The sequence below is a fragment of the Pseudomonas sp. UBA6310 genome (assembly GCF_002438225.1).
GTDB classification, from domain to species: Bacteria; Pseudomonadota; Gammaproteobacteria; order Pseudomonadales; family Pseudomonadaceae; genus Pseudomonas_O; species Pseudomonas_O kuykendallii.
Genome location: NZ_DJTK01000023.1, coordinates 625 through 21,038 on the forward strand (window position 1 = coordinate 625; position 20,414 = coordinate 21,038).

Annotated in this window: 15 protein-coding genes; 5 read left to right on the forward strand and 10 right to left on the reverse strand. The window is 66.4% G+C overall.

Going from position 1 to position 20,414, the window contains the following annotated elements; translation table 11 throughout:
- A partial coding sequence (locus tag B3E91_RS04390; protein WP_287028523.1) for a retention module-containing protein occupies positions 1 to 3,252 on the reverse strand: 3,252 nt, incomplete at its 3' end.
- A 332-nt stretch (positions 3,253 to 3,584) separates the two neighbouring features.
- On the opposite strand from B3E91_RS04390, the gene B3E91_RS04395 reads away from it, so the two are divergent.
- The 3 genes from B3E91_RS04395 (at position 3,585) to B3E91_RS04405 (ending at position 8,622) form a co-directional block, all read left to right on the forward strand.
- Positions 3,585 to 4,943: a TolC family outer membrane protein gene (locus B3E91_RS04395; RefSeq protein ID WP_090229890.1), complete on the forward strand. Its 1,359-nt coding sequence runs from the start codon at positions 3,585 to 3,587 to the stop codon at positions 4,941 to 4,943.
- A gap of 159 nt (positions 4,944 to 5,102) precedes the next feature.
- Positions 5,103 to 7,259, forward strand: coding sequence for a type I secretion system permease/ATPase (locus tag B3E91_RS04400; protein ID WP_286786003.1), 2,157 nt, complete (start codon positions 5,103 to 5,105; stop codon positions 7,257 to 7,259).
- Positions 7,249 to 8,622 (forward strand): HlyD family type I secretion periplasmic adaptor subunit, encoded by a 1,374-nt coding sequence (locus B3E91_RS04405; protein WP_090229886.1) that lies wholly within the window; start codon positions 7,249 to 7,251, stop codon positions 8,620 to 8,622. The genes B3E91_RS04400 and B3E91_RS04405 overlap by 11 nt, the downstream gene beginning before the upstream one ends.
- A gap of 81 nt (positions 8,623 to 8,703) precedes the next feature.
- Here the strand turns inward: B3E91_RS04405 and B3E91_RS04410 are convergent, their stop codons facing one another.
- The 4 genes from B3E91_RS04410 to B3E91_RS04425 all read right to left on the reverse strand — a co-directional run bounded on the left by B3E91_RS04410 (position 8,704) and on the right by B3E91_RS04425 (position 12,894).
- Complete coding sequence (locus B3E91_RS04410; protein ID WP_287028524.1) at positions 8,704 to 9,810, reverse strand: enoyl-CoA hydratase/isomerase family protein; 1,107 nt, start codon at positions 9,808 to 9,810, stop codon at positions 8,704 to 8,706.
- Between the two features lie 48 nt (positions 9,811 to 9,858).
- Positions 9,859 to 10,677: an enoyl-CoA hydratase gene (locus tag B3E91_RS04415; protein ID WP_090229881.1), complete on the reverse strand. Its 819-nt coding sequence runs from the start codon at positions 10,675 to 10,677 to the stop codon at positions 9,859 to 9,861.
- Between the two features lie 67 nt (positions 10,678 to 10,744).
- On the reverse strand, positions 10,745 to 11,908 hold the full coding sequence (locus B3E91_RS04420; RefSeq protein WP_287028525.1) for an isobutyryl-CoA dehydrogenase: 1,164 nt from the start codon (positions 11,906 to 11,908) through the stop codon (positions 10,745 to 10,747).
- A 128-nt stretch (positions 11,909 to 12,036) separates the two neighbouring features.
- On the reverse strand, positions 12,037 to 12,894 hold the full coding sequence (locus B3E91_RS04425) for an HDOD domain-containing protein (protein WP_287028526.1): 858 nt from the start codon (positions 12,892 to 12,894) through the stop codon (positions 12,037 to 12,039).
- Between the two features lie 77 nt (positions 12,895 to 12,971).
- Between B3E91_RS04425 and ung the strand changes: the two genes are divergently transcribed.
- Positions 12,972 to 13,670 carry a uracil-DNA glycosylase gene (ung, locus tag B3E91_RS04430; protein WP_090229873.1) on the forward strand — a complete coding sequence of 233 codons (699 nt, stop codon included), beginning with the start codon at positions 12,972 to 12,974 and terminating at the stop codon, positions 13,668 to 13,670.
- Between the two features lie 532 nt (positions 13,671 to 14,202).
- Positions 14,203 to 14,970, forward strand: a complete 768-nt coding sequence (locus tag B3E91_RS04435; RefSeq protein WP_273228656.1) for a TerC family protein — start codon at positions 14,203 to 14,205, stop codon at positions 14,968 to 14,970.
- Between the two features lie 42 nt (positions 14,971 to 15,012).
- On the opposite strand, the gene B3E91_RS04440 is transcribed toward B3E91_RS04435, so the two are convergent.
- From B3E91_RS04440 to B3E91_RS04460, 5 genes are all read right to left on the reverse strand, one after another.
- Positions 15,013 to 16,050, reverse strand: coding sequence for an AbrB family transcriptional regulator (locus tag B3E91_RS04440; protein ID WP_287028527.1), 1,038 nt, complete (start codon positions 16,048 to 16,050; stop codon positions 15,013 to 15,015).
- The gene (locus B3E91_RS04445) at positions 16,043 to 17,557 is read right to left on the reverse strand and encodes a tripartite tricarboxylate transporter permease (protein WP_287028528.1); all 1,515 of its coding nucleotides are present in this window, start codon (positions 17,555 to 17,557) and stop codon (positions 16,043 to 16,045) included. The genes B3E91_RS04440 and B3E91_RS04445 overlap by 8 nt, the downstream gene beginning before the upstream one ends.
- Positions 17,558 to 17,560: 3 nt before the next feature.
- On the reverse strand, positions 17,561 to 18,019 hold the full coding sequence (locus B3E91_RS04450; protein WP_273228653.1) for a tripartite tricarboxylate transporter TctB family protein: 459 nt from the start codon (positions 18,017 to 18,019) through the stop codon (positions 17,561 to 17,563).
- 63 nt (positions 18,020 to 18,082) lie between these two features.
- Positions 18,083 to 19,060 (reverse strand): Bug family tripartite tricarboxylate transporter substrate binding protein, encoded by a 978-nt coding sequence (locus B3E91_RS04455; protein WP_287028529.1) that lies wholly within the window; start codon positions 19,058 to 19,060, stop codon positions 18,083 to 18,085.
- Positions 19,061 to 19,089: 29 nt separating this feature from the next.
- On the reverse strand, positions 19,090 to 20,355 hold the full coding sequence (locus tag B3E91_RS04460) for an OprD family porin (protein ID WP_287028530.1): 1,266 nt from the start codon (positions 20,353 to 20,355) through the stop codon (positions 19,090 to 19,092).
- Positions 20,356 to 20,414 lie beyond the last annotated feature (59 nt).

Consider the following 20,414-nt stretch of genomic DNA (forward strand, 5'->3'; position numbering starts at 1 on the left):
CTGCACGTCGGCGTTGGCGACGCTGTAGGTCCAGGCGCCGGCGGCGGTGATGCTCAGGCTGCCCAGCGCGCCGTTGCTGGCGGTGATGCCGGTGGTCTGGAACACCGACTGGCCCGCATCGGCGTCGGCGATGGTGAGGGTGCCCGCGTCGGTCAGGACGGGGTTGGCGGCGTCTTCGACGACGGCGCCCGCATCGTCACCCGCGATGACCGGGGCATCGTTGGTGCCGATGATGGTGATGGTCGCGGTGGCGGTATCCGTGCCGCCGTGGCCGTCGGAAATGGTGTAGGTGAAGGAGTCCTTGCCGACTTGCCCGGCGGTCAGGGCGTCGAACTTGCCGTTCGGGTCGTAGCTGAAGCTGCCGTCGGCATTCACCGTGAGCAGCGCGCCGCTGGCGAGGGTGATGGTGCCGCTCAACGGCTGGCCGTTCACCGCGGTCACGGCGATGGCATCCCCATCGGCGTCGCTGTCGTTGGCGAGCAGGCTGGTGCTGCCATTGGCGATAGCGAGGGTCCCGTTTTCGCTGAGGGTGTACGGGCTGTTGAGCGCCGCGCTGCCGCTGCCGGAGAAGCCGGCAAGGAAGTAGTCGGAGCCGTCGCCGCCGCCAGCGGCGGTGTCCAGCGACTCGAAGCGGATGCTGTCGAAGGCCTTGCCGCCGGTGTCGATGCCGAACGTCGCGTAGCCGGTGGTGTTCGTCGGGTCCAGCTGGAAGGTCCCGCTGGCGACTTCCGCACCGTTGTACATCGCGACCCAGCGGCCGACTTCGCCGCCGTTTTCGTCACCGATCAGGTGGGCGACGGTGAACTGTGCCTTGTCCAGGTTGCCGCTGAAGTTCAGCACGATCGCTTCGGACTTGCCGGTGGTGGGGTCGAATTCGGTTTGCGGGGCCACCTGGCTGCCCGGACGGGTGGTGCCGTCGACGCCAATGGCGTTGGCGTTGCCATCCCAGCCGCCCTGATAGAGCGTGCCGGTGCTGCCATCGGCGTTCAGCGCGACGATCGAGGTCGGGTTGCCCTTGCTGTCGACCTGGTTCCAGCGGTTGTTGCCGTAGTCGTAACCGGTGCCGGACGCGCTGAGGTTACGGTCCCCCAGCGTGACCGTGTAGGGGGTTCCGGAAATGTCGTCCACCGCGTCCGGCGGGGTGTTGATGACGATCGCGCTGTCGCTGCCCGGCGCCGACTGGTTGCCGGCGAGGTCGGTCTGGGTCGCTACGACGGTCAGCGAGCCGCCGAGCGGCGGTGCGTTTTCGGTGAAGGTGATGGTGCCGTTGTCGTAATTGAAGCCACTCAGCGGGTTGCCCTGGGCATCGGTGAACTGGGCGGTGCCATTGTCGAGGCTGAGGTTGACGGTGCTCGACGTGGTGCCGTTGGTGATCTCGAGCGTCACGGAACCACCGGCCACCAGCTCGGCGTTGCTGACCTGCACGCTGACCTGGACGCCGTCGTTGCCGATCTCGCCGACCGTGAGTTGCCCGTCGTCCGGGTTGTTGTCGTCGACGATGACGACCGTGGGCGCGGAGGGCGCGGTGGTGTCGAGCACGGCGCTGTCGGTGGCCGGCGCGGAGACGTTGCCCGCTGCGTCGGTGACTGTCGCGGTGACGACCAGCTCGGCACCTTCCGGCGGACGGGGCACGGTGGTTTCCACCGAGCCCGCCGCGATCTGGTCGGCGGTGAGGATGATGTCCTGGCTGTTGACGCCGTCGGTAACGGTCAGCGTGTCGCCGGCTACCGCGGTTGCCGGCAGACCCACGGTGACCGCGACGGTGGTGCTGTTGCCCAGCTCGCCGTTGCTCAGGAACGCGTCGTTGTTGACGTCGCTGGTGATGACGATGGTCGGTGCATCGGTCGGCGTGGCGTCCAGCGCGGCATCGTCGGTGGCCTGGGCCGGGTTGCCGGCGGCATCGGTGACGCTGGCATTCACGGTCAGCGGACCGTCGCTGAGGCTGCTCAGGTCGACGTTGGTGCTGTAGCTGCCGTCCGGGTTGGTGGTCGCGGTGACGGTGATGTCCGGCGTGTTCGGGTCGTTGTCGCTGATCACCAGGGTGACGGTGCGACCGCCGCCCACATCGGAGGTGCCGGTGATGGGGGCATCGCCGACGTTCGAGGCATTCAGGTCGTCGAGGCTGACGGTGATGTTGGCGATGGTGTCCAGGTTGGCGTCGTCGACCGCCTGGGCCGGGTTGCCGGCGGCGTCGGTGACACTGGCATTCACGGTCAGCGGACCGTCGCTGAGGCTGCTGAGGTCGGCCGTGGTGCTGTAGCTGCCGTCGGGGTTGGTGACTGCGGTGACGGTGATGTCCGGCGTGCTCGGGTCGCTGTCGCTGATCACCAGCGTCACGGTGCGCCCGCCGCCGACGTCGGAGGTCCCGCTCAGCGGGGCATTGGCCACGGTGGCGCCGTTGAGGTCGTCGAGGGTGACGGTGAGATTGGCCTCGGTATCGACGGTGTACGGGCGGTCGGTGGTCGCGCTGGAGACGTTGCCGGCGTCGTCGGCGCTGGTAACGGTGGCGATGACATTGTTGTTCGCCGCCAGGTTGCTGCTGCTGACGTCGATGCTGAAGCCAAGGTTGCCATTGGCCAGTTGAATGACGTTGCCGTTGTAGACCACGCCGCCGATGTTCAGGGTGATGGCGTCTCCGACCCGCACATCGCCGCCGACGGTGCCGGTGAGGGTGATGGTGCCGCTGTTGGCTTCGGCGCGGTTGATCACGTCGTCCGAGGTGATCGGGTCGAGGGCGATGGAGACGGCCGGCGGAATCAGGTCCTGCGGCAGCTGGGTCTCGCCGATGAAGGTGTCGTCGGCAGCGATCGCGAAACCATCGGTGGACGTGGGGTAGCCGATGGTGGGCTGGACACTGCCTGCGGTGGCGTCGAGAACCACGAAGCTGTGCCCGCCACCGGCATTTCCGGTGCCGGTGCCCGCAGCGGTCGGGCCCGCTGCGGTGGGCTCGAAGGCTTGCGTCGGGTCAGCCCCGGCAGCGATGGCCTGCTGCAGGTCGGCGACCGATTGTTCGGTGGCGGCGACGTCCTCGGTGTACTCGGAGCCGGTCTGCTGGCTCCACTGGGTATCGCGCCCCAGATCGAGCATCCTTCCGTCGCTCATTTCCAGTGTGATCATCCCCGAAGTGCCGGTCAGCACCTGGTCGTCCTGGAATATGCGGTCACCCTCCACGAGCAGGCGGCTGGCGCCTTCGGCAGACACCGCAAAGACCTGGCCGACAACACTTTTGACGATCGCGATCACACTGCTCATGAATATGTAACTCCCGGTTATTTTCGAACTGAACGCTTCGATGCTTCCGGCATCGAAGAGTGCCCGCAGGACAACAAATAAAGATGGACAAAACACGCCGCGTCAAGTATCTGGCATCGCGTACGCCTGCCGGGAAAAATCGCCAATGTCTTGACCAAACGAGGCCTATCCTAAAGAATCTGTTACATCATGTCACTTTGATATTAATTGCACTTCATGATCGACCGCTTCAAGCCCTGTAGGCCCTCCGAAAGTTGGGTGGAAAGGTGTACGAAGGAATGGTTTTTTGGCTGCGCGATGCGCGCCGTCACTGTCAAACAAGGAAATCATAAATGCGTCTTCCCTATTTAGCTCTGCTCCCGCTTTCCCTGGCGATCGCCGTTCACGCCCAGGCACAGACACTGACGGAAGCCGTCCAGCAAGCCATCGAGAATCACCCGGAAGTGCAGGCAGGCATCAACGGCCGTCTGGCGGCCGATTATCAATTGAAAGCGGCTCGTGGTGCATACCTGCCGTCGGTCGACATCCTCGCCGGCATCGGCCGCGAAGGCACCGACAACACCACCACCCGTTTCAACAGCAACGACAACGATCATTACCGTACCTTGACCCGCGGTGAATCCTCCATTCGTCTGCAACAGATGATCTACGACGGTTCCGCCACCCGTGAAGAGGTCGGCCGGCAGACCGCCATCGTCAATTCCCGCGCCTACGGCCTGCTCGCCACCTCCGAGCGGACCGCGCTGGACGCCATCCAGGTGTACCTGGAAGTGCTGCGTCGCGAGGAGCTGGTTCGTCTGGCCGAGGACAATTTCAAGAACCACCAGCGCATCTATGACCAGATCAGCCTGCGCAGCCAGCGTGGCGTCGGCAGCACCGCCGACCGCGACCAGGCCGACGCGCGTCTGGCCCTGGCGCGCAACAACCTGATCACCGAGCAGACCAACCTGGCCGATGCGCGGGTCAACTACTACAGCGTCATCGGCAGCGAGCCGACCGATCTGAGCATGCCCAACAGCCTCAACGGCCTGCTCCCGGCGACCCTCGCCGAAGCCAAGCAGCAGATGGTCGCGACCAACCCGAGCCTGCGTTCGGCCGAGTCCGACGTGGCCGCCACCGAAAGCCAGTACGCCGCCGCCAAGTCGGCCTTCCTGCCACGCGTCGACGCCGAGGTTTCGCAGAGCTTCGATAACAACATCGACGGTATCGAAGGTCACTCCAACGAATGGCAGGCGATGCTGCGCATGCGCTACAACCTGTATTCGGGTGGCAGCAACAAGGCCACGCTGGAAGCCCGCAGCTACCAGATCAACGAAGCGCTGGACATCCGCAACAACGCCCTGCGCCAGCTCAACGAAGAGCTCGGCCTGGCCTGGAACGCCCTCGAAAACGCCCGCACGCAGAAGCCGATCGCCGAGGACAACGTCGGTTTCAGCAAGCGTGTGCGTGAGGCCTACCAGAAGCAGTTCGGTCTTGGCGAGCGCACCCTGCTCGACCTGCTGGACAGCGAGAACGAACTGTTCACCGCGCAACGCCGCCTCTCCGACGTCAACTTCATCGAGCTGATGACCCAGTACCGCATCAAGGCGACCATGGGTGACCTGCTGAAGAGCCAGGGCGTGGTCGCGCCGATGGCCTCGACCGCGATGTCCGACGTCAAGACCAAGGTCCAGCTGCCCGGCCTGAACTGATGCACCGCAGTCCCCGCCGTCCGGCGGGGACTGCACGGCGAGGCCGGATTTCGTCGTTCCGCTCTGGTGCGGGCCGCCGAAATGCTGGAGCATGCGGCCCGGCCGCGACCTTCGGTGGTTGTCGGACTTTCCTTTCCTCCGTCACGAGAGTGTTCCCGCGTGGTGTCCCAAGCCAGTCAAGCGCAGCCCGGAGGCGATCCGCGTAGCCGCTACGACGACCCTCTGCTCGATAGTCTGTTGTCTCTGTGCATGCTCCATCAGCGACCCGCCAGTCGGGCGATCCTGACAGCGGGCCTGCCGTTGCCGGATCAGCGCCTGAGCGCCGACCTGCTGCCGCGCGCCGCCGCACGGGTGGGGCTGCAGGGCCGATTGCTGCGTCGCAGCCTGGGGCAGATCCCGCAGCTCGCGCTGCCGGCGTTGCTGCTGCTCAAGGAGGGCCGTTCGGCGATCCTGCTGGGTCGCGACGAGCAGGGCCGCTATCGGCTGATGCTCAGCGAGAGCGAGGGAGGCGAGGCGCTCGTGGATGCCGAGCACCTCGCCGCCGACTACAGCGGCGAGGTGTTCTTCGCGCAGCCGCGGCACAAGTACGACCTCAACCACGGCAACCTGGTCCCGCGTGCGCGCGCCTGGTTCCGCGACACCCTCCGGCGCTCCCGCTGGCTGTATGTCGATGCCATCGCCGCCAGTTTCCTGATCAACCTGATCGGTCTGTTCGCGCCGCTGTTCGTGATGAACGTCTACGACCGCGTGGTGCCGAACCAGGCCGCGTCGACGCTCTGGGTGCTGGCGATCGGCATTTCCGGGGCCTACCTGTTCGACCTGCTGCTCAAGACTATGCGCGGCCTGTGCCTGGACTTGGCCGGCAAGAAGACCGACATGATCATCTCGGCGACGCTGTTCGAGCGCATCGCCGGCATGGCCATGCGCATGCGCCCGGCGCGGGTCGGCAGTTTCGCGCAGAACATCCACGAGTTTCAGACGCTGCGCGACTTCCTCGCCTCGCTGACCATGACCAGCGTGATCGACATGCCGTTCACCCTGCTGGTATTGGCGGTGATCGCCATCCTCGGCGGGCACCTGGTGTGGATTCCGCTGCTGGCGTTCCCGCTGGCGCTGGCGATCGGCTGGGTCCTGCAGCGTTCGCTGGCGGAAACCCTCAACCGCACCATGGCGCTGTCCGCCGAGCGTCAGTCGAGCCTGATCGAGACCCTTTCCGGGCTCGACGCGATCAAGGCGAACAACGCCGAGAGCGAGCGCCAGTATCAGTGGGAGCAGACCATCGGCACCCTCGGCCGGCTCGAGCTGCGGGCGAAGATGCTCTCCAGCCTGGCGCTGAACATCACCCAGCTGATCCTGCAACTGGCCGGCGTGGTGATGATCGTGCTGGGCGTCTACCTGATCATCGACGGCAAGCTGAGCATGGGCGGGCTGATCGCCTGCTACATGCTCAACGGTCGCGCCATGGCGCCTCTGGGGCAGCTCTCCGGGCTGCTCACGCGCTACCAGCAGGCGCGTCTGACCATGGTCAACATCGACCAGATGATGGAGCTGCCGCAGGAACGCAAGGAGAACCAGCGCCCGCTGGTCCGCCAGTCGCTGCAGGGCGCCATCGAATGCCGCGGCCTGGAATTCCACTACCCGAACCAGCAGAACGCCGCGCTCAGCGGGGTCAACCTGGTCGTTCGTCCCGGCGAGAAGATCGGCATCATCGGCCGCAGCGGCTCCGGCAAGAGTTCGCTGGCCAAGCTGCTGATCGGCCTCTACGAACCGGACGCCGGCAGCCTGCTGGTGGACGGCGTGGACGTGCGCCAGCTCGATGTCAGCGACCTGCGCCACAACGTCGGCTATGTCCCGCAGGACATCCAGCTGCTCAGCGGCAGCCTGCGCGACAACCTGGTGTCCGGTGCGCGCTACGTGGAGGACGAACGCGTCCTGCGCGCGGCCGAACTGGCCGGCGTGCACGAATTCGCCCGCCTGCATCCGGAAGGCTACGAGCTGCAGGTGGGCGAGCGCGGCCACCAGTTGTCCGGTGGTCAACGGCAGAACGTGGCCCTGGCCCGCGCGCTGCTGCTCGACCCGCCGATCCTGCTGCTCGACGAACCGACCAGCGCCATGGACAACCCCGGCGAGGAGCGGCTCAAGCAGCGTCTCGCCGCCGTCATCCAGAACAAGACCCTGCTGCTGGTCACGCACCGCTCCTCGATGCTCAGCCTGGTGGACCGTCTGATCATCGTCGACAAGGGCCAGATCATCGCCGATGGACCCAAGGAAGCAGTGATGGAAGCCTTGAAGAAGGGGCAGATCAATGTCGCCTGATTCGCGTAGACAGGGGCTGTTCAGCGCCCTGCGTGGTTATTTCAACGGCGGTGATTCGCTGGCCGGGCAACCGGTGCCGGAGGTCGACAAAGCGCTGGTGGAGGATGCCCCGCGGGTCATCCGGCTGACCATCTGGGTGCTGGTCGGATTCTTCGTCTTCGGCCTGGTGTGGGCGCATTTCGCGGTGGTCGACGAGGTCACCCGCGGCGACGGCAAGGCCATTCCGTCCTCCAAGCTGCAGAAGATCCAGAACCTCGAGGGCGGCATCGTCGCCGAGCTGTTCGTGCGCGAAGGGCAGATCGTCGAAGCCGGCGCGCCGCTGCTGCGCCTGGACGACACCCGCTTCACCTCCAACGTCGGCGAAACCGAGGCCGATCGCCTGGCGATGCAGGCCCGTGTCGAACGCCTGCAGGCGGAAGTCGACGGCACCGAACTGGAACTCTCGCCCGATCTGGTCAAGGCCGCTCCCGGTCTTGCGCAGAGCGAGCTGGCGCTGTTCAAGAGCCGCCAGCAGCAACTCAAGGACGAAATCGGCGGCCTCGAGGAACAACTGGTCCAGCGCCAGCAGGAACTGCGCGAGTTCGGCTCAAAGCGCAGCCAGTACGCACGCAGCCTGGAACTGCTCAGCCAGGAAATCCGCATGTCCGAGCCGCTGGTGGCGGAAGGTGCGATTTCCCAGGTCGAGGTGCTGCGCCTGCGCCGCTCCGAGATCGAGAACCGCGGGCAGATGGAGGCCACCGACCTGGCCATTCCGCGCGCCCAGGCGGCGATCAAGGAAGTCCAGCGCAAGATCGACGAGACCCGCGGGCGTTTTCGCAGCGAGGCCCTCGGCAACCTCAACGAGGCGCGCACCGACCTGAGCAAGGCGCAGGCGACCGGCAAGGCGCTGGAGGACCGCGTCAGTCGCACGCTGGTGACCTCGCCCGTGCGCGGCATCGTCAAGCAGATGCTGGTCAACACCATCGGCGGGGTGATCCAGCCGGGCAGCGATCTGGTGGAAATCGTCCCGCTGGACGACAACCTGCTGGTCGAGGCACGCATCCGTCCGCAGGACATCGCCTTCCTCCATCCGGGGCAGAAGGCGGTGGTCAAGTTCACCGCCTACGACTACACGATCTACGGCGGCCTGCAGGCCAAGCTGGAACAGATCGGCGCGGACACGGTGACGGACGAGGACGGCAACAGCTTCTACCTGATCCAGTTGCGCACGGACAGGAGCCACCTGGGTTCCGACGAGGCGCCGCTGCTGATCATCCCCGGCATGGTCGCCTCCGTGGACATCATGACCGGCAAGAAGAGCATCCTCAGCTACCTGCTCAAGCCGATCCTCCGCGCCCGCGCCGAGGCGTTGCGCGAGCGCTGAGTTCTGGCGTTCCGCCTTCGACGCCGTCGACAGGCGGCCGCCCGGCCGACGAGTAGCGTTGGCCGGGCAAGCCACGGGTCACTAGCGCAAATCCGCCAGCGGATGCTCGCCTTCCCAGGTCGGTTCGAAGTGCGCCTCGATGACCGCGTCCGGGATTCTCGCGACATCCGGCCAGTGCCAGCGCGGGGCGTGGTCCTTGTCCACCAGGCGCGCGCGCACGCCTTCGCTGAATTCCGGGTGGCGGCAGCAGTTGAGGCTCATCGCGTACTCCATGCGAAACACTTCGGCGAGCGACATGTGGCGCGCGCGGGCGATCTGCTGCCAGACGAGGTGCGCGGTCAGCGGGCAGCCTTCGGCGAGGGTCTTGCCGGCATGCGCCAGCAGACTGTCCGGGTCGTCGCGCAGCGCGGCGATCGCCCGCCAGGCGGCAGGCAGGTCGGCGACATCGAGCAGGTCGTCCAGGCGTTCCCTGCGTGGCAGCCACTGGGCCGCCGGGAGTCGATCGCGGGCTTCGTGTTCCAGCGACCTGAGCAGGCTGATCAGTTGCATCTCCGGCTGTTCCAGCCAGTTCAGCTGGACCATCCCTTCGAGCAGTTCGTCCTGTTGTTCGTCGAGCAGGAAGCGGTCGGCGAGGTTCAGATCCAGCGCATCGCGTGCATTCATCTGGCTGGCGGTGAGGCCGAGGAAGGTTCCGAGCTTGCCCGGCAGGCGTGAAAGGAACCAGCTGGCGCCGACGTCCGGGTACAGGCCGATGTTGATTTCCGGCATCGCCAGCCGCGAGCTCGGGGTGACGATGCGCAGCGAGGCGCCCTGCAACAGGCCCATGCCGCCGCCCATCACGTAGCCATGGCCCCAGGCGATCAGCGGTTTCGGGAAGCGGTGGAGGTGATGGTCGAGGCGGTACTCGGCGGCGAAGAAGCGTGCCGCCAGTGCCGGTACTTCGCCGGGCTGCTCGCGGCAGGCCTCCACCAGCTTGCGCACGTCGCCCCCGGCGCAGAACGCCTTGGCGCCATTGCCGCGCAGCATCACGCAGACGATGCCCGGGTCGTTGGCCCAGGCTGTCAGCTTTTCGTCGAGGGCCTCGTTCATCGCCAGGCTCAGCGCGTTGAGGCTTTTTTCCGCATCCAGCGTGGCGATGCCGATGCGCACGCCGTGCAGCGCGGGGAGTTCCTGAAAGATCACATTCATTCTTGGGTTCCCATCGCGAGGCGCCGTGGCCTCGCATCCGGTTGTCGGTCAGCGGTTGCGCCAGTGGGCGTCGCGTTTTTCGAGGAAGGCGTTGACGCCCTCGCGGGTATCTTCGGCGTCGAACAGGTCGACGAAGCGCTCGCGCTCCTGGGCCAGCCAGGTGCTCGGGCCGCGTTCGCGGGCGCCCTGGATCAGTGGTTTGATCGCGCGCACCGCCACCGGGCTCTGCCGCGCGACGCGCGCCGCGAGGAGGAGCGCGTGACCACGCGCCTCGCCGGCATCGACGACCTGCTCGACCAGGCCGATGCGCAGCGCGGTTTCCGCATCCACGCGCTCGCCACAGAGGATCATGCGCTTGGCCCAGCCTTCGCCGACCAGCCAGGGCAGTGCCTGGGTTCCGCCGGCGCACGGCAGCAGGCCGACCGAGGCTTCCGGCAGGGCCAACTGCGACTGGCGCTCGGCGATGCGGATGTCGCAGGCCAGCGCGCACTCCAGCCCGCCGCCCATGGCGTAGCCGTTGATCGCGGCGATCGACACGCCGCGGAAGTCGCGCAGCGCCTCGAAGGCTTCGCCGAACAGCCGGGCCATCTCGCGGGCGCGGGCCTTGTCGCCATCGGCGAACAGCTTGAGGTCGGCTCCGGCGCTGAAGAACTTCTCGCCGCGCCCGGTGATGACCAGCGCATAGATGTCATCGTCGCGGTCGAGGTGCTCGATCAACTGCCGCAGGCCGATCAGCGACTCGCGCTCCCAGGTGTTGGCCGGCGGGTTGTTGAGGGTCAGCAGGGCGGTGTTGCCGTGCTTCTCCACGGTGAGTTTGTGGGTCAGGTCGAATAGCTGGGTTTTGTAGGGTTCCAGTGCATTGCTCATGCGAATCCTCCTGTTTTCTTCTCAGTCCTGGCGGGAAACATCGTGCGCGCCGCACGCCGCGGCGCACCTACGCAATCCGGTCGAGCATGCCGCCCTGTTCGAGCAGGCGCCGCGCGATGATCACCCGCATGATCTCGTTGGTGCCTTCCAGGATCTGGTGCACGCGGCTGTCGCGTACCCAGCGCTCCAGCGGGTAATCGTTGAGATAGCCGTAACCGCCGTGCAGTTGCAGGGCCTGGTTGCACAGCTCGAAGCAATGGTCGGTGGCGAAACGCTTGGCCATCGCACAATACAGGCTGGCCTCGGCGTCGCCCGCGTCGAGCTTGTGCGCGGCGAGACGGACCATCTGCCGGCTGGCGACGAGGTCGGTGAGCATGTCGGCGAGCCTGAACTGCAGCGCCTGGAACTCCGCCAGCGGCTTGCCGAACTGCTTGCGTTCCTCCACGTAGCGCAGCGATTGCTCCAGCGCGGCCTGGGCGGCGCCCAGCGAACAGCTGGCGATGTTGATGCGCCCGCCATCCAGGCCCTTCATCGCGTAGACGAAACCCTGGCCTTCCGGGCCGATGCGGTTGCCGGCAGGGATGCGCACGTCCTCGAAGGTGATGGTCCGGGTCGGCTGCGCGCGCCAGCCCATCTTCAGTTCGTTGCGCCCGTAGCGCACGCCCTCGGCATCGCCGGGCACCAGAAAGCAGGAAATGCCACGGGCGCCGTCTTCGCCGGTGCGCGCCATCACGATCAGCACCTGGGTGCTGCCGGCGCCGGAAATGAAGCACTTGCTGCCGTCGATCACGTAGCTGTCGCCGTCGCGGCGCGCGCGGGTGCGCAGGTGCGCGGCATCGGAGCCGGCGTCCGGCTCGGTGAGGCAGTAGGAGGCGAGCAGCTCGCCGCTGATCAGGCGCGGCAGCCAGGCGTCCTTCAACGCCGGTTCGGCGAAGCGCGCGAGCATCCAGCTGGCCATGTTGTGGATGGTGAGGAAGGCGGTGGTGGCGACGCAGCCGGCGGCCAGCTGTTCGAAGATCAGCGAGGCGGAGAGCCGCGACAGGCCAAGCCCGCCGTCCGCCTCGTCGAGGTAGAGCGCCAGGAAGCCCTGGTCGGCGGCGAGGCGAATGACATCCACCGGGAAATGGTGGTCGCGGTCCCAGTCCGCGGCGTGCGGCGCCAGTTCGCGGCTGGCGAAGGTGCGTGCGCTTTCGATCAGCAGGCGCTGCTCTTCGGAGAATTCGAAATCCATGGGCGTCCTCGTGGGTACGTTGTTCTTGTTATGCCCTCGGTGCGAGGGTTGCAGGGCGGGCCGCGCGTGGCTGCCGGCCGCTGGACGCCCTCAGGTTGCCTCATTCTCCGGCGGGCGTCATGCCGTTTTCAGTTGGCCTTGCCACCCAGCAGCTTGAGCCAGAACGCCGCCTCGCCTGGAACCTCGTCGCCCAGTTGCTGCGCCAGCGCCGCGTGGTCGGCGTCGGGAAACAGCCGGCGGAGCGCGGGCAACTGCGCCAAGGGTGCCTCGTCGCGGGGCTGTTGCAGCAGGCTGGCGACCTGCACTAGATCGGCCAGGTCGGCCTTGCCGGCGTGTTCGCGCTGCCAGTCGTCGCGGTGACGGGTGACATCGACGATCGCCGGCACCTGATTCCAGCTGGTCAGCAAGATCACCCCGATCGGCCCGGAGATGGCGTCGCAGAGCGCGTGCAGTTCGTCTTCGTCGCGCGGCGCGTCCGGCCAGCGGCCGATCTCGTCGAGCAGGGGCAGGCTGCCGATGTCCTGCAGCAGACCGGCGAGCAGGGCATCCTCCACGGCAATGCCCGGGCAGCGGCCGCACAGCGCCGCGCTGTAGGCGGCGCGCAGCTGGGCGTTCTTCCAGCGGTTGCGGAAGACCCGCTGCAGGGTCGGTTCGGTGCTGGTGAACAGGTTGCGCAGGGAGAACGCCAGAACCAGGTTGTTGAGGTTGCGGATGCCCAGGCGGCCGAGGACGTCGCGCAGGTGCTGGCAGGGGCGGCCGGTCTTGAACAGCGGGTTCTCGGCGAACTGCATGAGGTAGGCGGCCAGCGCCGGGTCGCCGTTGATCACCCGCGACAACTGTTCCAGCTGGGTCCGTGAATCTTCCAGCAGGCGCCTGATGGCTTCGGCGTTCTCGGGCATCTGCGGAACTCGGGCTTCGCCGCGCAGAAAGCGGTCGAGGAGGGCGAGACGCAGGTTTCTGGCGTCGGCATGGGGTTGGCTTTGCATGGGGGCTCGCTATTGCGGATTGACAAGCTGGTGAGGCTTTCCTAGGGTGCCGCGGCTACTTTCACAGCAGGTGCACCATGGCGCAGACGCAGGATCGGATCAAGCTCGAGGCAGGCTGGAAGGCCGTATTGCGCGACGAGTTCGACAAACCCTACATGCGGCAGCTTAGCGAGTTTCTGCGCCAGGAGAAGGCGGCCGGCAAGGTCGTTTTCCCGCCCGGGCCGCTGATCTTCAATGCCTTGAACTCCACGCCGCTCGATCAGGTGAAGGTGGTGATCCTCGGTCAGGACCCCTACCACGGGCCCGGCCAGGCCCATGGGCTGTGCTTCTCGGTGCAGCCGGGCGTGCCCACTCCGCCGTCGCTGCAGAACATCTACAAGGAGCTCAAGCGCGACCTGAACATCGACATTCCGCGCCACGGCTACCTGCAGCACTGGGCGGAGCAGGGCGTGCTGCTGCTGAACACCTCGCTGACGGTGGAGCAGGGCAATGCCGGCTCCCACGCGGCGAAGGGCTGGCAGCCGTTCACCGACCGCATCATCGAGGTGGTGAGCGAGCGGCGTCCGCACCTGGTATTCCTGCTCTGGGGCTCCCACGCGCAGGGCAAGCAAAAGCTCATCGACGCGACCAAGCACCTGGTGTTGAAATCCGCGCATCCCTCGCCGCTCTCCGCGCACCGCGGCTTCAATGGCAACGGGCATTTCAGTCGCACCAACAAGTACCTGCAGCAACAGGGCCTGGAGCCCATCGATTGGCGCCTGCCGGACGCGCCCTGAGTGCCGGCGCTACGCCCGGGCGCCGGTTTTTGCGCGATTTCCAGCGAAAGGTGAGCGAAAGCTCGCCGCATTAGGATCGACGTGCCGCCGATTCCGATCGGCGCCTGGCCGCAGCGCCAGTTACAAAAACAACAACGGTGATCGCCATGAAACGTCCCTTGCCGCTCTTGTCTCTCCCGCCGATCGTTTGCTCTGCGCCAGAAACTTTGCGCTGACCGCATGCCGTGCCCTGAACCGATGCTGACGTTGCTCGATCGTCGACAGCCGGCGCGTCTGCCCTGTGCGCCGCTTTCGTTGCCGGTCTGCGGATGGGCGGGCGAGGATCGGGCCTGACGAGCCGCGCCTCACCTCGAAGTGGGCAGTCGGCATCCGCGCCTGTATCCTGCTCGGCGGTTTCGCCGACGGGGATTTTCCCGGCCACGGCGGCGTCTGATGCGAACGGCAAAAAGCCCGGGTAGGCAGGAAGTCCGGGCTTCCGGGTCGCCACGTTTAGCGTCATCCGAACACTCTCGAACTCCCTAGAGGAACCATCATGGAATGGCTCACCAATCCGGAAATCTGGATTGCCTTCTTCACCCTGACCGCCCTGGAAATCGTCCTCGGCATCGACAACATCATCATGATCTCGATCCTGGTGGGGCGGATGCCCAAGCACATGCAGCCGAAGACGCGCTTCTTCGGGCTGGCGCTGGCGATGGTCACGCGGATTCTGCTGCTGCTGTCGATCACCTGGGTGATGCGCCTGACGGCGGACCTGTTCCATGTCCTCGGCCAGGGGATTTCCGGGCGTGACCTGATCCTCTTCTTCGGCGGCCTGTTCCTGCTCTGGAAGAGCAGTTCGGAGATCTACCACGGCCTCGAGGGCGAAGACGAAACCGCCGGCGAAGAGCCGAAAAGCAAGGCCAGCGGTTTCGTCGGCACCATCATCCAGATCGCCATCATCGACATCGTCTTCTCGCTGGACTCGGTGATCACCGCGGTCGGCATGGTCGCCCACGTCCCGGTGATGATCGCCGCGATCGTCGTCGCGGTGATGGTGATGATGCTGGCCGCCGGCACCATCAGCGACTTCATCGAAAAGCACCCGTCGCTGAAGATGCTCGCCCTGTCGTTCCTCATCGTGGTCGGTACGGTGCTGATCGCCGAAGCCTTCGAGGTCCACGTGCCGAAGGGCTATGTCTACTTCGCGATGGCCTTCTCGCTGGGTGTCGAGGCGCTGAACATCCGCCTGCGCACCAAGCTGGGCCGCAAGCAGAACGACCCGGTCAAGCTGCGCAAGGACATCCCCGGCGGCGAATGAGCCGCGACGCCTCCCTCTCCCGTGCGGGGAGGGAGGCGTGTTTCACGTCCCTTCATCCAGGCGTCTGCGCCAGATCCGGAACAGCGGTTCGGCGAGGAACAGCACCAGCAGCAGACGCATCACCTGCATCGCCGTCACCAGCGGCACCGACAGCGCCAGGGTCTCCGCCGTGAGGCTCATCTCGGCGATCCCGCCGGGCATCATGCCCAGCGTCAGCGAGCGGATATCCAGCGCCGTCAGCGCGCCCAGGGCGAATGCCGCCAGCGTGGCGAGCGCCATCATCAAGGCCGTGGAAAACAGCGTGCGCAGCAGGAACGCCGGTGCGCGGCGGAAGAATGCACGGTCGAAATGACAGCCCAGCCCGCTGCCGATGAGCAATTGGCCAAGCTGGCTGGCACCGTGCGGCAGGCCGATGTGCAGGTTCCAGACGATGCTCGCGGTGGCGCTCACCAGCAGCGGGCCGAACAGCCACGGGTTTGGCTGCTGCAGGCGTTGCCATAGCCAGGCGAGCAGCGCGCCGGCCGGCAGCAGCACGGCCAACCAGAGCCCGTCCACCGGCGCCGCCTGGAACTGCGCGTCGCCGTCGCCCATCAGCAGTTTGAAGATCGTCGGCACGCAGAGCACCAGGGCCACCACCCGCAGGCTTTGCGCCGCGGCTACCCGGCTGAGTACCGCGCCGTGACGCTGGCCGAGGTTGACCATCTCCCCGGAGCCGCCGGGCATGCAGGAAAAGAATGCGGTGGCCGGGTCTTCGCCGGTGCGCCGCAGCAGCCATACGGCGACGACGCTGGAAAGGAGGGTGAACAGCGCGCCGAAGAGGATCAGCCAGAAGTGCGCCAGCACCTGCTCCACCACTTCAGGGCTGAAGTGCAGGCCGATGCCGACGCCGATGATGCATTGACCGGTCTTGCGGCCCCCTGGCAGATCACGGATCTGCCAGGGGGTGGTGCAGCGGAACAGGATGACCGCCACCAGGGCGCCGATCATCCATGGCAGGGGCCAGTGGGCGAGGCTGGCCAGCAGCCCGCCCAGCGCGCCTACGAGCGGGGTCGCCCACCAGGCGCGCCAGCCATCACGCATCGGCCAGGGTGCGCTGCCGGGCGCTGCGGCGGCGCCAGATGCGCAGCAGCGGCAGGGCCAGCATCACCACCACCAGGGCCCAGGTGCTCATGCTGATCGGGCTCGACCAGAGGATGCCCAGTTCGCCGTTGGAGATCGACAGCGCACGGCGCAGGTTCTGCTCCATCAGCCCGCCGAGGATGAAGCCCAGCAGGATCGGCGACAGGGGGAAGTCCAGCTTGCGCAGGATGTAGCCCATGATGCCGATGCCGACCATCAGGAACAGGTCGAAGGTGGTGGCATGCACGGCGTACACGCCGATCGCGGTGATGATGGCGATCACCGGCACCAGCGCCCAGTTCGGTACGGCGAGGATGCGGGTGAAGATGCGGATCATCGGGATGTTCAGGATCACCAGCATGATGTTGGCGACGAACAGCGAGGCGATCAGGCCCCAGACGAGGTCAGGCTGTTGCTGGAACAGCAGCGGGCCGGGGGTAATGTTGTACAGGGTCAGCGCGCCGATCATCACCGCGGTGGTGCCCGAGCCGGGTACGCCGAGGGTCAGCATGGGCACCAGAGCACCGCAGCAGGACGCGCCGATGGCGGTTTCCGGGGCTGCCAGGCCGCGCATGTCGCCCTTGCCAAAATTGCCCTTGTCGCCGGCCATGCGTTTTTCGGTCATGTAGGCCACGGCGCTGGCCAGGGTCGCGCCGGCGCCCGGCAGTACGCCCATGAAGAAGCCCAGCAGGCCGCAGCGGATGTTCACGACGAACACCGAGGCCGCTTCCTTCATGTTGAACAGCATGCGCCCGGTGGCCTTGACCGCTGCGTGGCCATGGTGGGTCTTTTCCAGCAGCAGGAGGATCTCGCTGATGGAGAACAGGCCCAGCACCAGCACCACGAACTGGATGCCGTCGGCCAGGTGCACGTTGTCACCGGTGAAGCGGTACACGCCGCTGTTGGCATCGATGCCCACCGCGGAGAGGAACAGGCCGATCAGCGCGGCGATGAAGGTCTTCAGCGGCTTGTCGCCGGCCATGCCGCCCAGGGCGACGATGGCGAACACCATCAGCACGAAGTACTCCGCCGGCCCGAAGGCGATCGCCCATTTCGCCAGCAGCGGGGCGAACAGCACCATCCCGCAGGTGGCGATCAGCGCGCCGATGAACGAGCTCCACGCCGACAGCGACAGGGCCACGCCGGCCAGGCCCTGACGCGCCATGGGGTAACCGTCGAGGGTGGTCATCACGGTGGAGGCTTCACCGGGAATGTTCAGCAGGATCGAGCTGATCCGGCCGCCGTATTCGCAGCCCAGGTAGACCGCGGCCAGCAGGATCAGCGCCGATTCCGGTGGCAGGCCCAGGGCGAAGGCGATGGGAATCAGCAGGGCCACGCCGTTGATCGGGCCCAGGCCCGGCAGCAGGCCGACCACGGTGCCGATCAGGGTGCCAGTGAGGGCGGTGACCAGGTTGTAGGGGCTCAGGGCGACGCCGAAGCCCTGGCCCAGGTAGCTCAAAGTATCCATGTGTCAGTTCTCCAGTGCGCTCAGCAGGCCGAGGGGCAGGGGCACGTCCATCACGCGATCGAACAGCCAGTAGAGGAAGATGCTCATGCCCACCACGACGACGGCGCCGGGCAGCCAGCGGCCGCCATACAGGCGTGCCATGGGCAGGCCGACCAGGATCGCGCTAAGGATGAAACCCAGCGACTCGAAGGTGGCGGCCAGGACGATCAGCAGACCGACGCAGGCGGCGATCTTGATCAGGCTTTCGCGGTCCAGTTGCGGCTCGTCTTCCTTGTGCACGATGGGGGTGGGGCGGATGGCCAGGTACAGCAGGCCCAGGCTCATCAGCCCGAGCATCAGCAACGGGTAGGCCCGGGGTCCGACCGGTTCATAGGAAAATGCGGCCTGGTAGGGCCAGGCCATCACGGCCAGGGCGGCGCATACGGCCAGCAGAACCAGGGCGAAAAGGCGTTGCAGGATCATGGAAGAATCCTCGTCGGAGATGCTCGAACTGGATGAGTGAACGGGGTGCTGAAGCCGAAAGGCTTACTGGATCAGCCCGAATTCCTTGGCCAGCGACTTGTATTCCGCCGCCTGCTTCTTCACGTAGGCATCCAGCTCCTCGCCGGTCAGGGCGAAGGGGAACAACTCACGCTGGTCGCGCAACTTGGCGAAGTCTTCGGAGGCGAGCATCTTGTCGAACGAGTCCTTCCACCAGGCGTAATCCTCATCGCTGACCTTCGGCCCGAGGTAGAAGCCGCGAACCACCGGCCAGACGATGTCGTAGCCCTGCTCCTTGGCCGTGGGGATGTCCTTCATTTCCGGCTCGTCCAGACGGTTTTCCGAGAGCACGGCGAGGATGCGGATGTTGCCGCTCTGGATATGCGGCATGGAGTCGGAAATGTCGGTGGAGCCGATCTGGATATGTCCGCCGAGCAGCGCGGTGGCGATCTCGCCGCCGCCTTCCAGGGCCACGTAGCGCAGGTCGCGCGGGTTGATCCCGGCGGCCTTGGCGATCAGCGCGGTCTGCATCCAGTCCTGGCTGCCCACGGTGCCGCCGGAGCCGATCACCACCTTGCCCGGATCTTTCTTCAGTGCCGCGACCAGATCGTCGAGGGTCTTGTAGGGCGAGTCGCTCTTCACCGCGATGGCGCCGTAGCTGGTACCCACGGCGGCCAGCCACTTCACGGCGTTCTCGTCGAAACGGCCGAATTTGCCCTGCGCGAGGTTGAGCAGCGAACCGCTGGACCAGGCCACCAGGGTGCCGGCGTCGGCCGGGCGCTGGGCGACCACGGCGTTGTAGGCGACCGCGCCGACGCCGCCGGGCATGTAGGTGACGCGCATCGGTTTGCTCAGCAGCTTGGCGTCCACCAGGGCGCTCTGGGCCAGCTTGCAGGTGAGGTCGAAGCCGCCGCCGGGCGCGGCCGGTGCGATGCACTCGGGACGCTTGGGTTCGGCCAGCAACTGGCCCGAGATCAGTAGGCAGGACGCAGCCAGGGCAAGGCGGGTGAGGGCAATCTTCATCGGTGTTCTCCTTTGGGTCTTATTGTGAATCACCAGATCGGCAGGGCGTAGCTGACGATCAGGCGTAGCTCGTCCGCATCACGGGCGAAGGTAGAACGGAATCCCGCATGGCGGGCACGGAAGGTCAGGTCCTTGAGCGCGCCGCTCTGAACCACGTACTTGAACTCGACATCGCGCTCCCACTCGCGGCCTTCCTCGGTGCTGCCGGTGACCTTGGCGTTGTCGCCGCTGATGTAGCGGGTCAGGAAGCTCAGGCCGGGCACGCCCATGGCGGCGAAGTTCAGGTCGTAGCGGGCTTGCCAGGAACGCTGGTCGGCGTTGGCGAAGTCGTTGATCTGCACGAAGTTGACCAGGAAGGGGTCGCTGCCATCGATGTAGGCGAAGCCGGTGTCGCCGCTCATGCGCTGGTAGCCGAGGCCGACCTTGTGGCTGCCCTGGGCGTAGCTGAGCATGCCGTTGAGTGCGCGGTTGTCCACCTTGCCGGCTTCGGCGCGGCCGCTGTCGTCGCTGATGGCGTAGCGCAGGTCGGCGCTGAGGGTGCCGGCGCCCAGGGGCTGGCTGGCGAGCAGGCCGAGGAAGTGCTGGCGGTAGACGTCATCCAGCTCGGCGAAGTAGTAGCGCCCGGTGAGCTGCTTGCTGAAGGCGTAGTCGGCGCCGGCCAGGTCGAAGTGCGAACCGCTGGCGGCGCTGGCGAAGCGGCGGTTCTTGTTGTTCAGCGCGATGTCTTCGGAGTTGGTCGAGGCGCGGTCCTTGACCTCGCGCAGGCGGCCACCGGTGAAGGTCAGGCCGGCGATCTCCTTCGAGCTCAGCAGGCCGCCCTCGAACACCTGGGGCAGGATGCGGCTGTCGCTGGCCTTGACAACCGGCAGCTCGGGGATGTGGCTGCCCAGGCGCAGCTCGCTCTTGGAAAAGCGCATCTTCGCGGTGAGGCCGAGCTTGCCGTACTCGCCCGGGGTGCCGCCGTCGTCCTGCACCGGCAGCAGGTCGGTGCCGCTCTGGCCGCGACCGGAGTCGAGCTTGATGCCGAGCATGCCGAGGGCGTCCAGGCCGAAGCCGACGGTGCCTTCGGTGTAGCCGGACTCGATGTTGAGGATGAAGCCCTGGGCCCATTCGTCGCGGCGCGACTGGCCAGCGCCGTCACGGAAATCGCGGTTCAGGTAGATGTTGCGGGCTTCCAGGGTCGCCGAGCTGTCTTCGAAGAAGTCGGCCTGGGCGAAGGGGGCGAGCGAGCAGCCTACGAGGCTGAGCGTCAGGGTGCGAACAGGCGGCAGCGCCTGGCGGGATGCAGTGAGCATCGGTGGTCTCCAATTCTTGTTTTTGTGAACGCGGGCCCGACCAGGAGCCTGCGTCTTTG